This window comes from Ensifer sp. Root142 (genome assembly GCF_001426785.1).
Lineage (GTDB): Bacteria > Pseudomonadota > Alphaproteobacteria > Rhizobiales > Rhizobiaceae > Ensifer > Ensifer canadensis.
Genome location: NZ_LMFK01000022.1, coordinates 14,909 through 28,179, shown reverse-complemented (window position 1 = coordinate 28,179; position 13,271 = coordinate 14,909). Strand labels below are relative to the sequence as shown.

General features: G+C 57.7%; 7 protein-coding genes and 2 pseudogenes. 4 read left to right on the top strand and 5 right to left on the bottom strand.

Features of this window, described 5'->3' with window-relative positions:
* The first annotated feature begins 732 nt into the window (after positions 1 to 732).
* The gene (locus ASD52_RS20905; RefSeq protein WP_082571856.1) at positions 733 to 3,327 is read left to right on the top strand and encodes an SH3 domain-containing protein; all 2,595 of its coding nucleotides are present in this window, start codon (positions 733 to 735) and stop codon (positions 3,325 to 3,327) included.
* Positions 3,328 to 3,871: 544 nt separating this feature from the next.
* Here the strand turns inward: ASD52_RS20905 and ASD52_RS20900 are convergent.
* From ASD52_RS20900 to adhP, 4 genes and pseudogenes are all read right to left on the bottom strand, one after another.
* Positions 3,872 to 6,217 (bottom strand): ethanolamine ammonia-lyase, encoded by a 2,346-nt coding sequence (locus ASD52_RS20900; RefSeq protein ID WP_057225459.1) that lies wholly within the window; start codon positions 6,215 to 6,217, stop codon positions 3,872 to 3,874.
* A gap of 101 nt (positions 6,218 to 6,318) precedes the next feature.
* Positions 6,319 to 6,618 carry an ATPase inhibitor subunit zeta gene (locus ASD52_RS20895; protein ID WP_063991859.1) on the bottom strand — a complete coding sequence of 100 codons (300 nt, stop codon included), beginning with the start codon at positions 6,616 to 6,618 and terminating at the stop codon, positions 6,319 to 6,321.
* Between the two features lie 28 nt (positions 6,619 to 6,646).
* Positions 6,647 to 6,900: pseudogene (locus ASD52_RS40230) on the bottom strand (glucoamylase family protein); the annotation flags it as partial.
* A 261-nt stretch (positions 6,901 to 7,161) separates the two neighbouring features.
* Positions 7,162 to 8,187, bottom strand: coding sequence for an alcohol dehydrogenase AdhP (gene adhP, locus ASD52_RS20890; RefSeq protein ID WP_057225444.1), 1,026 nt, complete (start codon positions 8,185 to 8,187; stop codon positions 7,162 to 7,164).
* A gap of 59 nt (positions 8,188 to 8,246) precedes the next feature.
* On the opposite strand from adhP, the pseudogene ASD52_RS40225 reads away from it, so the two are divergent.
* Positions 8,247 to 8,516, top strand: a pseudogene (locus tag ASD52_RS40225) (transposase); the annotation flags it as partial.
* A gap of 428 nt (positions 8,517 to 8,944) precedes the next feature.
* On the opposite strand, the gene ASD52_RS20880 reads toward ASD52_RS40225, so the two are convergent.
* Positions 8,945 to 9,868: a LysR family transcriptional regulator gene (locus ASD52_RS20880; protein WP_057221304.1), complete on the bottom strand. Its 924-nt coding sequence runs from the start codon at positions 9,866 to 9,868 to the stop codon at positions 8,945 to 8,947.
* Between the two features lie 124 nt (positions 9,869 to 9,992).
* Between ASD52_RS20880 and lysA the strand changes: the two genes are divergently transcribed.
* Complete coding sequence (gene lysA / locus ASD52_RS20875; RefSeq protein WP_244497500.1) at positions 9,993 to 11,444, top strand: diaminopimelate decarboxylase; 1,452 nt, start codon at positions 9,993 to 9,995, stop codon at positions 11,442 to 11,444.
* Positions 11,445 to 11,550: 106 nt separating this feature from the next.
* Complete coding sequence (locus ASD52_RS20870; protein WP_057225440.1) at positions 11,551 to 13,137, top strand: ABC transporter substrate-binding protein; 1,587 nt, start codon at positions 11,551 to 11,553, stop codon at positions 13,135 to 13,137.
* Positions 13,138 to 13,271: the final 134 nt, after the last annotated feature.

Genomic DNA, 13,271 nt, shown 5'->3' with positions numbered 1-13,271 from the left:
TAGCGCTTACAAATGAGGGGCCAGTTTTGTGCTACCTGTGTGCTAGGTCATTTTGAACGCAAAAGGGCTCCGAGTTACCTCTGAGCCAACTGATATTTCTTGTAAATTTTGGTTGCGGGGGCCTGATCACACCGAGAATTGTAATCCGTCTGCCGCTCGAACTTCGCCATGGGTTGAATCGCGGATCATGCACCGGAGGAATGCGCCGCCGTCCGAGTGGCGCAAGGAGACGGACGCATATGTCACGCGGCTCGCGCAAACCGAACATTGCGCTCAAGGCCTGCCATCGGCAGGAGGAACATTCGGCGCTTGCGCCCAACGCGTTGAATGCACTGCATCTGGGAGCGGTCTTCATCGCCGCCCTCCGGACCCGCAAGGCAGCCTTTCGGTTAGCGGCGGGCAGATTACGCACCGCGCTTGATATCGTCCCAAACCTTTGAGAAATCGATTTCGAGATCCGCAACATCGCCGAAGACGACCGAGAGGACCATGAGGCCGATGCCGTGGCAATCCCCGCGGTGGGCTTAAGCTTAGGCGGAGGACAATTCCCCTCCTTGGAGCCGTCGCGGTATCCACGCACCTCAAGGATGTTATGGCCAAACGCACGTACCGCAGGATCTGTTCCGATGTTAACAGTTACGCACTTGTCGCGGCGTTCGTGTGGGAATTTACTGTATATAGTGCGGGATCGTTGGCCGGCGCATTGACGCGCAGCCACAGGAGGAATCGGATATGCGCGGTTCGGTGTTTCTGTTGATGACGGTGGCGCTTTTTGCAGGACCGGTCGCGGCCGATCCCGCGGTTTTAACGGCGAATGTCAATTTTCGAGAGGGCCCGGGGACGGGCTTTGCAACATTTGAAACGATCAAGGAAGGCACGCAGGTAGACCTAATCGAGTGCGACGCCAGCGGTGCCTGGTGCGCCGTGCGCCATGACAGCAAGACGGGGTTCGTCAGCGGCAAATACCTCGACGAAGTCGAGGCCGACAAACCGCGCTGGCCGCGTACCTACACCATGGAATCCGGCGGGGAGATGACCCTCTATCAGCCACAAATCACCGACTGGGAGAATTTTACCACGATTTCAGCGCTGATCGCCGCCGAATACCGTGCGTCCAAGGAAACCACCCCGATTTTTGGCATCATCGGGGTCAGCGGCCAGACGGTTTCCGATAACGATACCGACGACGTTGTCATCCGCGATGTCAACGTCACGGAGATCAATTTTTCGACACTCAACCGCCCGCGCCTCGCCGAACTATCGCTGGAGGTGGGAAAACTAATGCCCACCGGCACGCTGACGCTCAGCGAGGAGCGGCTGGCGGCGAGCCTCGCCGACTACAAGCGCGTCGATGACGTCCAAGGCCTGAAGGCCGACCCGCCTCCGATTTTCAGTAGCAAGACGCCCGCAATCCTCGTGCAGACGATTGGCAAGCCCGTTTTCTCGCCCATAAAGGGCGTCGAAGGGCTGCGTTTCGCGGTCAACACCAACTGGGACCTTCTCAGGACGGACGCGGACAACACATACTATCTGCGCAACGAAAAATCCTGGCTGACCTCGAAGGATCTGGACCAAAACTGGACGGTCGCCACCACTCTGCCGCCGGTTCTGTCGAGGTTGCCTGACGACGAGAACTGGAAGGATGCACACGCGGGGATCCCGCCCCAACCGTTCGAAGGCGGACAGTCGCCGAAGGTGGTCTATTCCGACAAGCCAGCCGAGCTCATCCAGTTCTCAGGAGAGCCGGCACTCGTGTCGGTTCCGGGCACGGGGCTGAAATGGGCCTCGAACAGCGAGAATGACGTTTTCTACCGCGACGCCGATGCGCGCTGGTATGTGCTTCTCTCCGGCCGCTGGTTCTCGTCCTCCGCGCTTGACGGCCCCTGGACCTTCGCCACGCCGACCTTGCCGACTGACTTCCAGAACATACCGGACGATGTACCCTATTACACGGTTCGCTCCTCGGTACCGGGAACCTCCGAGAACGCCGAGGCCCGGTTGAGGGCCAGCATTCCGAGGATGGCGCGTGTCGCGCTCGACGGATCGGTCAAGGTCGATGTCGCCTACAGCGGCGAGCCAAAGTTCGTGCCGATTGAAGGCACTGAGATGTCCTACGCGGTCAACACCAACGAACTGGTGATCAAGGTCAAGGACAAGTATTTCGTTCTCAAGGACGGCATATGGTTTGTCGGCGATACCGCGACCGGCCCGTTCGTGGTGGCGCAGGCGGTTCCCGACGAAGTCTACACCATCCCGCCGTCCTCACCGGTGTACAACGCCACCTATGTGCACATCTACAACACCGAGAATGAGGCTGTCTGGTACGGTTATACCATGGGCTATCTTGGGGGCTATTTGGCCTGGGACAGTTATGTCTATGGCACCGGCTGGTATTATGACGACTACTGGGATACGGACTGGGAGGACGGCAACTGGCCCTATTATCCCCCGCCGATAACCTACGGGGCCGACGTGTTCTACAATCCGGCTATCGGGGCATTCGGCCGCTACGGCTACGCCTATGGTCCCTATCGCGGGATCGTCGGCGGGGCGGCCTACAATCCGCGAACGGGAACCTATGTTCGCGGCGGCGCGGTCGCCGGACCAGCGGGCGAACGCGGGTTTGTCGCGGCTTACAACCCGCGCAACGGGAACGCCGCGGTCGTCCGGGGCGGAGAGAATGTCTACGGCTCGTGGGGATCGGTGAGCGTGAAGAAGGGCGCAAACTACGCCCGCGTCAGCGGTGGCTCCACGGGGGACTCCGGGGCGGTGCGCTGGCGCAGCTCCGAGGGCAACCGTGGCTTCGTCGCCGGTGAAAAAGGTGGTGACCTCTACGCCGGCCGCGACGGCAGCGTTTATCGCCGCCAGGACGGGCAGTGGCAGAAGCACACCGACGGCGCATGGACGCCGGTGGAGAAGCCTTCCAGCGAAAACCTGAAGAAGCCCGGCGAAAATTTCGCCGCCAAACATCCCGACGCTCTTAACAAGATTCAGCAGCGGCCGAACGCCGGTTCTCGGCCCGCCAACAGACCGGCGAAACGACCAAGCGCGGGTCGGACTCGAGACCGTGCGCCCGACCATCTCGCCATTGACCGCGCCGGACGTCAGATGGGAAATCAACGGTCTCACCAGTTCGAAATGTACAATCGGTCGTACTCGGGAAGCTTCGACCGGTTTGAAGGAAGTGGCCGCGGCGGTAATCCGAGTTTCAGTGGCGGCGGTGGAGGTAGGAGCTTCAGCGGTGGCGGTGGCCGTGGCGGGGCTGCCATCCGGGGCGGTGGTGGTGGCCGTGGTGGGGGTGGCCGTGGTGGTGGTGGCCGGAGGTGATGGCGCGGAAACGGCAATATTGTCGGCTGTGGAAGGTCGCGGCGCTCAGACATGGAACTTTTACGGGAGATAACAGCGGCTTACCTCATGAAAGGAACAGCGCGTGAAATACATTTACTCCCAGATCGACATGAAGGAGCGCCGCAAGATCGTCCCTCTGTTGCCGACACCGTCAGTCAGCCACTGCTGCCGAAGCCAAAAGTAAACAGATTGCAGGCGACGTCCTCTCGCTCAGCCGTGAAACTGTCGAGCATTTGTTTATGGCCACTGGCAGCATTAATTACACCCGAAAATGCAGGCCCTGACGTGTCCGTACACGTGTCGCTTTGCAGGGTGGCAGTTCACTAAGCGAAGGGCAAAAAGTGAGCTAGGACGTAGACCAGGATCGCACGACCGGGAAATCGAAAGTAGAAAAAGTTCGCGTGCTTTGAGTGAGTTTGTTCAATTTGTAGAGCGGCCGCCCATGCAGGCCGATTCTTGGACCCTGAAATCCTTGGTCTCGCGTAACCAGTCGGCGCGGATTCATTCGTCCACGTAACTGTTGCTATCCAAAGCGACGGCTACCATTCACATTTTTCCCGACGATCTCCCTTATAATGGTCAGGGTTTCCTTTGCAGCTTCTTTTGGCGGCAGGGACGTATCTGAGACGTTGCTCACGAGTTTCGTGATGTCATGATCAATTTTCTTCTCGGACCATTGCTTGCCTTTGGCGACGGTGATGTAGACCGAGTAGGCGTGATGCATGGTTCCAGGTCGTTCACCGATGATGTGGAGGATTCCTCTGAAACTGTTGGGATCAGCATTTTCGAAAAGCAATTCGCCGATCCGGTAGCCGGCTCGCACTCTTCCACTGGTCACCACGATGTTCTTGTCGCTCATCGTGACATCGGCCCCGGCAAGCAGCCGACGTACTTCCTCAAGATAAGGGACAAGGTGTCCGTCGTCCATGATGGCCTTGGCATTGAGACCGTCAGAGATGACGATCTGACCTTTGGGCATATCGTTTCCCCAAGAGTCTTTTATTCTTGCGATATCTCCTATTGCTTCCGGGCTCAGCAATTCACCCGTGCTCGGGTGGGCGATAAAGTCATTTCGGTCCTTCGATAAGGTGTGGACGGGTACGACATCAGGCACTGCAGCGATAAACTCCGACGTGAGTTCGGCCCAGAGAGACTGCTTGGCGTCGTCGTACAGCCCCTTCACTTTGACTGCGAGCTCTGGATTAAGATCCCAGATATTCGCACCGTGCCCCGAAGCGAGGTCGACACCTCTCTCTTCAACTTCCAGCATTTTCTGTCGGCCTTCCGCGTAGATCGCATCCTTGGACCTACCATCTCCCTTTGCGAGGCGGTACTGATAGTACACCCAGAGAGGATCTCCATAGTTCGCAGTGTAGCTGTTGTTCTCGCCAACAATTCCTAACCGCTTGTAGAAATCCCATATTGCATCATTGACCTTGAAGCCAAACTTTTCCCTCAGTCGCACGTGGTCTTGGAACGACGTGGTGAGGTAGCTCAACATCGGGTCGTTTTTGGTAGGCAGCGCAATCAGATAAGCGGGATTGGCCGGCAATATCTGATCCTGGCACCAATCCAGATCGTCAAGGCTGACCGACATATGCAGGGTAGTGCAGATATCCAAGCCGATGGATAGCCCATGGAGCTTGCCCATCACCAAATCTTCGAGGCAACATCTCACTAATTGTTCGCGGCTTTTGAAAACCTCTGGCCCAATGAATCCGGCAACATCGTTGACATGCAGCCAAGCGCCCTCGGGCTGCACCTTCGCAAGTTCCATCCCCACCGCTCTGCTGAATCCGTATTTTCGGGATTCGAGCACCATCATGTCGACACCGTTTGCCGCCGCGTTGGTGAACTCCGAGCCCTGCCCAGTTTCGAAGTAGAGGCCATATCTTTCCCCCTTCTTCGCACGCGCATAATTCAGGATCTTCTCATTCGTAATATCAAAGATCTTGTTGCAGACATCTGTCCCAGCAAGGCTCTGGAACATCGTGGAAACGGTTCCTGGGAAACGCTCGCCGACTTCGGCCTGGACATCAATGTGCGCTAGCACACACCAAGGGATCACTTCCTCCAGCTTGAAAGTGTCGACAATATCCTTAAGCGCGCTTTCAACCGCGACGACGCTCCCTACCGTGCTGTCCACCGGATTGGTGCCGATGACAATGTCGCCGGTTGCATAGGAGAAGGCATCGAAGACCTGCCAGACGATATCATCGGGATGGTCTGTGGGAGAATTCGGCTGGATCCGTGCGCCCATGTATCCCTTTTCCCCCATTTTGGTGCCCGGCATCGGATTGAAAATCTTCTGACTGAGGGAGATGAGGTCTTCATTGCTCATCAGTTTCGGTACAAAGCCGATTGTATCGCTGGTTAGGCCATTCATGATGCCCTTTATTTCATTCTCTGGTGCCGCCAGAAGGAAATCCTTCAGTTGGCCCATTGTCCAATCTTTCACCTTTTCATATTGGGGTTGGTCCGTGGTCTCCCAGATCAATTTTTGTAAATTGTCCTCAAACAATGGGCGCTCGTAGAGGTCCTTAATCGTCGTATTAGCCAACAGGGCGCGGGCGTTCCTACGTGTTGTCTCATCTGCGGCTCCCACTCCAATTGCTTGATCTCCCTCCTTGAACTCATTAGCCGCGCCTATCACCTGCTGGTAAGCTGCTTGATCAAAACCGCCTTTAACGCTGTTGAGATATCCAAAGACGTCCTCGCCCTGCTTTACCTCTTTGATCGCAAGGAGGCCTCCGCCGTTTGCTGATCTGGCCACACGAATGTTGCTTGCGACCGTGGCAATTCCTGTCATCACCAGGAGGTCTCTTCTGGAAAGCTCGTTATAGCGAATAGACAATAAGCCCTTCCTCATGGCCATTTCCTTTCTGCACAAGGTCCGGTGCACCCGCCACTCGGCTAGACGGCGCATGCGTAAATCTACTGTCTGCTGTCTTCACCAGAATTGATTGGAAGTCATTTCGACCAGAAATTGCGGCCGATCTGCGCCAGTGCGACGTCGCTGGCAGCAGCCCGCATCGCATGTTTCTTGTTGCCTTCGTCCAACCGGCATTGGCTTTTGATGTGCAGAACCTGGTCGTCGGAACGGACTACACCAGCCGCATTGAACTCACAGCGAATTCTGCTGAGTTTGGCGAGGTCGTCTGAATATGCTTTGGCACTTTCGCCCACAAGCCCGAGCCTCTTCGCCGCCCAAATGCCGACGAGCTTGTTTCGGCGTACCATTCTGAACATGTCTTCATGGTGGCTGTTCATTGAAACCCCCGCGAATGCCATCGGAAATTCAACGAGAGTGATTATCAGCGCTTGCATTTGCATTGTCAAAGCAAGCCCCAGCGAAGCCTGCGCGCCGAAGCCCTACCACCTGTGGCTCGCACCGACGCATAATCTCCCAGACCAGTCCGGTTCTATAGCTTTTCAACCATCAGGACGACGGGACTTTGGTCGATGCGGTAGTGATAGGCACCCACCTGTCTTCTGCACAGCATAGGTCTGGTTGAACGACGGTTAGGGCCCGTAGGGACGCGTCGTGCCGAGGTGGAATGCGGCAAGCGTCTCGAGAGTGGGGACATCGCCAAAACAAGCACAACATCCGGGTCGCGTCCCTTGTCGTTGCTTGCCCACTCCCAGTGCCGCCTTGTGGTCAGATATGGGAAATAAAGAAGTAGTTCGGCAGATATTTCTGACCAACCAGAAAGGTAATTCGAAGCGCGCCAGTATGCGTTTGCCTGACGGTTTTTCGTCGAGCCTCCAATTTCAAAGACTTCGCTGTAACGAGTTCTGCCGTAATGCAAGCTGCTACAATCTCATGACGATGCGACCGTCAATCTTGCCCGCTTCCATCCGATGAAAGATATCGTTGATGCTCTCCAGGGGCTCCCACGAAAAATGGGGCGTTACCTTGCCTTCCGCCGCGAACTGAAGCGATTCCTCCAGGTCCTGGCGGGTACCCACGATCGATCCGCGCACGGTAATACGTTTCAGGACTGTTTCGAACACAGGCAGGGAAATTTGCCCAGGAGGGAGGCCGACGAGGGCCATCGTGCCCTTCGACCGCATGAACCCGAAACCCTGTTCCATCGCGGCGGGAGAAACGGCCGTCACCAGCGCTCCATGAACGCCGCCATTCGTGGCCTTGTGCACCTGTTCAATGGCATCGTCTGCCTTGCCGTTGATCGTGATGTCGGCACCAAGTTGTTTGGCCAAGGCCAGCTTTTCTTCGAATATGTCAGCGGCGACAACCTTCATGCCCATCGCCTTCGCGTACTGAACGGCCATGTGGCCCAGACCGCCAACACCCGAGATGGCCACCCATTCACCAGGGCGGACTTCCGTTTCCTTGAGGCCTTTATAAACAGTGACACCAGCGCAGAGAACGGGCGCAGCGGGCCCGAACTCCAACCCATCGGGAATGTTGCCGACGAAGTCGGGATCCGCCAGTCCGAATTCAGCGAAGGTTCCGTTGACCGAGTATCCGGTGTTCGATTGCGAGGCGCAAAGAGTTTCCCAACCAGTCCGGCAATAAGGGCAATAGCCGCAAGCAGAGTGAAGCCATGGCACCCCCACCCTGTCGCCTTCCCTCACCCTTTTCACACCCGCGCCGATGGCCGAGACATAGCCGACACCCTCATGTCCCGGAATGAAGGGGGGTGTCGGCTTCACTGGCCAATCGCCGTTTACCGCGTGCAAATCGGTATGGCACACACCGGTGGCTTCATATTTCACCAGTATCTGTCCCGGTCGCGGAGTCGGAACCTCCATCTCCTCGATGGTTAGCGGAGCGCGGAACTGTCGAACGACAGCCGCCTTCATCGTCTGTGCCATTTCCGTTATCCTCCATGTCGCATGTATTGAGAGACGCCTTTGCAGGCAGCATAATAATGAAGTATCAATCGGGTGAGACAGACTAAAGCGGTCGCATCTCGAGGATCGGCGATGTGGGCGTGCGAACCGCGCTCTCCGAGGCGGCCAACGTCATTTTGACCCGGGCGGTCAAAGGCTCGGATCTTAAGAGTTGGGCACTGGCGGTCGCCAGACGTGCGGGGCCTAGACGGGCGCGTGTTGCGCTGGCCCGCCAGCTGGCGGGGGTGTTGCATTTGCAAGTTCACAGTAAACCTGCTGAAAGGCTTCGACAACCGCTCTTCGCCGGCTAGCGCCGCGGCCTTTGTAGCAAGGCCAGACGCAACTTGCAGATGAGGCCTATTTCTTCAGGTCGCCCCACCCCCAACCTTGCATGTTCATGCCCGATGATCCAAGCAACTCCCGTTGACGCATGTGTATGCGGTTTACGCGCCTCGCATTCATTTCTCCTTGAAGGTCCGTGTTTTCCTGGTCTTCGTTTTGGGCGAGCTTGGCGGTTAGTTGCGTTTGTCTTGCAGAACGCCAAAAGCCCGCGGACATTACTGTCTCGCGGGCTTTTGGCCTAATCGCACCGAGACTTGCAATCCAAGCGCCATGCCTGAGCTTTACGCAACCATTCCGTTATACGGTCCAGCGGGTCATTCGCTTCGTCACGCTATCGGTGCGGCTCTTCCGGCGCTGTCGCGTGCGGTTCAGATCGTTTCGATGAGAACGCGGTTGCCTAGCCCTTGTCCATCGCAGACTGCAAGGTTGCTCGCATCTCGTTGGCAACGTCTTTTAGGACTGCGGTGAATTTTTCCGCGACTGCCGAACCCGTTTTTCGGGCCGGACGCCAGACGGCGAGCGCGTAGGGGACGCCGACGCTGAACCTTCGCAGGACCACGCCCTTGCCCAAATGGTTCGCGGCGGTCAGCGGATTGATGATTGACACGCCCACTCCGGCTGAAACCATTGAACAGACGCTTGCCGCCGTCGTCGTTTCAACCGCGTAGCTACGCGAGATGCCCGCTGCAAAGAAGATGTCGTCCAGTTTCCGTCTATACGGGTCATCCTGCGAAAAATAGACGAACGGGACACTATCGAAATCGGCAGGCTCGAGAACCGGTTTGGACGAAAGCGGATGACCAATCGGCAAGACGCAGACCAGGTCGCCAACTTCGATGCGCTGCGAGATAACCCCCTGATGTTCGAACCGGCCTTCAGTCACCCCCAGGTCAAACACGGTCGTGGCCATCTCATGCTGCAGCGACAATTCCTCGAGGGAATGAAGGGACAAATGAACCGCGGGGCGATGCTTCAGGAGTCGTTGCGCCACACGGGGCAGGATCGCCTCCGCATAGGCGGGGATGGTCGCGACCCGGCAGTTCGCGGCATTGTGTGTTCGGATCGCGGACGCGGCCCGACTGATTTCTTCCATGCCTACGAAGGCGCGGCGCACGACTTCATGCAGCAGCAGCGCCTGGTTCGTCGGTGTCAGGCGCTTGCCGAAGCGCAAGAACAGCTCGAATCCGATCCGCTGTTCCATATCCCGCAACTCGCGGCTTATCGTTGGTTGCGACGTCCCCAAGGCCGCCGCAGCCGCGGTCATGCTCTTGTTGATCATGATGGCGTTAAAAATCTCCATCTGACGCTGATTGAGCCGCATCGTTCCGTTCTTTCTCTTTCCCGCCTCGGAGATGCCACCGTTCCCGTCGTTGACCGGTCGAGGTTCCAGCAACTTGCATATCAAATCTGAATAAGACGGCCTTAGCAATTATTTCCCAAGCATCGTGAGGTCTGGAATCATCTGCTCATTAGGAACCGCTGATGCAATTATTCGTGATGGGCTGATGACAAAACATACGGAATCCCCGAATCGCCTGGGAAAAGACCGGGACTGGCTCGTCTATCAGGCTGGCGGCCTGCATATCGAGGATGTCTGTCTAAGCGCCGTGGCAAGGGCCGTGCCGACCCCTTTCTACTGCTATTCCGCAGATGCCATCCGATCGGCGTACAAGTATCTCGCGTCTGCCGTTAACCCGATCGGCGTTTCGATCTGTTTCGCGGTCAAGGCCAACAGCAACATCGCCGTGCTTGGCTTGCTCGCCGAACTTGGTTGCGGCATGGACATCGTTTCCGGCGGAGAGCTTGAGCGCGCCCTCGCCGCGGGAGTGCCGGCATCCAAGATCATCTTCTCCGGGGTTGGAAAGACGCGCGCCGAGATTGCCCGCGCAGTTGAGGTCGGCATCCACCAGATCAACGTCGAGTCGGCAGCTGAAATCACCGCAGTGGCCGAGGTTGCTCGAGGACTTGGCCAGCGCGCGCCGATCACGCTTCGCGTGAATCCCGACGTCGATGCAAAGACACACGCAAAAATCACGACGGCAACCAAGGACAGCAAGTTCGGAATCCCGATCGGCGATGTAGCCGACCTCTATGCCGAGGCAGCGGCGATGCCGGAACTCGAGGTGCTGGGCGTCGCCGTTCACATCGGATCGCAAATTCACGACATGTCGCCGTTCCGACGTGCCTTTTCGGCAATGGCCGATCTGGTGGTGTTCATGCGCGGGAGAGGACTGGTTGTGCCGCGTCTTGATCTTGGCGGCGGGATAGGCATCGCCTCGAACGACACGCCGGGTCCCGACATCGCAGAATATGCTGCAATCATCGCCGAGACAGTCGGCCACCTTGGCTGCCAACTGACTGTGGAGCCCGGTCGATGGCTGGTCGGACGGGCGGGATTACTGGTGACGGAGGTTCTTTACCTCAAGGAAATGCAAAGCGGGCCCATGGCCATCCTGGACGTCGGGATGAACGACCTGATGCGTCCGGCGCTTTACGACGCGCAGCATCCCGTTTTAACTCTTCACGAGCCGCGCACGGATCGGGCCGCCCCTCACTACAGCCTCGTGGGTCCGATCTGCGAAAGCTCCGACCAATTCGGGACGTATGATAGACTTGGCGAGATGCGCGCGGGCGATCTGCTGGCGTTCGATTGCGCCGGCGCCTATGGCGCGTCGATGGCCTCGACCTACAACTCCCGTGATCTCGTGGCCGAGGTACTCGTGGAGGGCAGCCGGTTCCGGACGATACGGCGTAGGCAGGATATCAGCGAGATGCTGAGGCTCGAGCAAGCGGGAAGGTGGCAGTTTCCTGCTCCGGAAGGGCAGGAAGCGACCAGGTCAGCTCAACCGGTCTCGGACGGGGCGCTCAGGACGCCGGTGACAATTGGCACGAGCTGAACTGGAAACTGATCCGGAAACGGAACAGCCGGGGAGGCACGCGGCGACATTCGTCGTGCACGTCGACCCGGATGGGGAACCAAGAAAAAGGAAGAAGGACGGACAAATGCTTAATAAGGTCAAATTTCTAATGGCGACGGGGCTGGTCACGCTTGCCCTGGCCTCGCCCACACTGGCGGCAGATCACGTATTGCGGATCGCCTACCAAGAGGATCCGAAGACCGTCGACGTGCAGATGACGCAGGATTTCTACACCCTGCCGCTGAATGTTTACGACCGGCTTATCGAAGCGGAAACGAGCGGCCCTGGCCAATCGAAGCTGGTGCCCGGCCTCGCCGAGAGCTGGGAAGTTTCGGAGGATGGCAAGACCTATACGTTCCATCTGCGCAAGGGAGTCCTTTTCCACAATGGCGAGGAACTGACGGCGGATGACGTCGTCTACACCTTCGACCGGATGCTCGACCCCAAGACCAAGGCCCTTAGCACCGATATTCTCGACTTCGTCGATGGCGCCAGGGAGCGTCTGGACGGCACGGCCACCACCGTCCGTGGATTGCAGGCGGTAGACAAATACACTGTCAAGATCGTTCTGCGCGACCCCTACGCGGCCTTCACCGCTCTTATGGCCGCCCCGGCCGCCTCGATCTACAATCGGAAGTTCACCGAACCGTTGGGCGACCAGTACGGTCTTACGCCTGAAACGACCAACGGCACTGGTCCGTTCAAGTTGACGGAATACAATCTGAACGATAATCAGGTTCTCGAAGCCAACGACCAGTACTACCGTGGTCGTCCCAAGCTCGACCAGATCATCATCCGCGTTGTCGCAGATTCGGAGACCTTGCGGCTTCTCTTTGAATCTGACGAACTGGACGTCTTCGACGTTGACTACGCTCCGACGCAGTTGCCCTATTTCACCAGCAGTGATCAGTGGAAGGGCCAGGTCCGGGCGGGTCCGCGCGTCGGCATGTACTACTATCACATCAACCAGGCGTTGAAGCCCTTTGACGACGTGCGCGTCCGCAAGGCATTCCAGATGGCCATCAACCGCGAGGAAATTCTCCAGAAGAATTTCTACGGCAAGGGCATGGTTGAAAACGGCGTGATGCCGCGCGGCCTTACCTGCTACGCCGCCGCCACGCCCATCGAATACAATCCGGGCAAGGCCAAGCAACTTCTGGCCGAAGCGGGTTATCCCGACGGCGTGGACATCAAGCTTGCGCAGGTCAGCAGCTGGTCTTCGAAATGGTCTGACATGAACCAGATCATTCAGGCCCAGATTAAGGAAGCCGGCTTCAACGTCCAGATCAACACGATGGACGAGTCGGCCTATCTTGCGAGCCGCAAGGCCGGGACGGTCGACAACTACACGCAAAACTGGTCCGCTGACTTCAACGATCCGGATAACTTCTTCTACACGTTCTTCAGCAAGAGCGGGACAGCGGTTCGTGGTTACAACAACAACGATACTGAAGTCTTCGCGGCTCTCGACAAGGCACGGTCGATGACCAATCCCGAGGAACGCTGCGCACTCTATCAGAAGATGACCGATCGGATCGTGCAGGAAGACGCGGCCTGGGTGCCGATGTTCAGCCTCGATCACGCCTACGTCGTCCAGCCGCGGGTGAAGAACTTCGTGGTGCCGTGGAACGGCTGGAGCGACATGAGCTACTATAAGATGGAAGTCGAATAAGACATTCGAGGTGGCGGGCGTTGTTCATCGGTGCCCGCCCCATTCCAGTGCGCGCTTGTCGCCAGTGCGCCTTCTCTGGCAGGTATCTCCTTGCAGCTCTCGCCTCAGTGAGACCCAATGAAAGACTTCTTTCG

What these genes read in the sequence shown, in the direction of transcription:
- ASD52_RS20905 (WP_082571856.1), top strand. Translation starts at nt 733, where the DNA reads ATGCGCGGTTCGGTGTTTCTGTTGATGACGGTGGCGCTTTTTGCAGGA.
- ASD52_RS20900 (WP_057225459.1), bottom strand. Translation starts at nt 6,217, where the DNA reads ATGAGGAAGGGCTTATTGTCTATTCGCTATAACGAGCTTTCCAGAAGA.
- ASD52_RS20895 (WP_063991859.1), bottom strand. Translation starts at nt 6,618, where the DNA reads ATGAACAGCCACCATGAAGACATGTTCAGAATGGTACGCCGAAACAAG.
- adhP (WP_057225444.1), bottom strand. Translation starts at nt 8,187, where the DNA reads ATGGCACAGACGATGAAGGCGGCTGTCGTTCGACAGTTCCGCGCTCCG.
- ASD52_RS20880 (WP_057221304.1), bottom strand. Translation starts at nt 9,868, where the DNA reads ATGCGGCTCAATCAGCGTCAGATGGAGATTTTTAACGCCATCATGATC.
- ASD52_RS20870 (WP_057225440.1), top strand. Translation starts at nt 11,551, where the DNA reads ATGCTTAATAAGGTCAAATTTCTAATGGCGACGGGGCTGGTCACGCTT.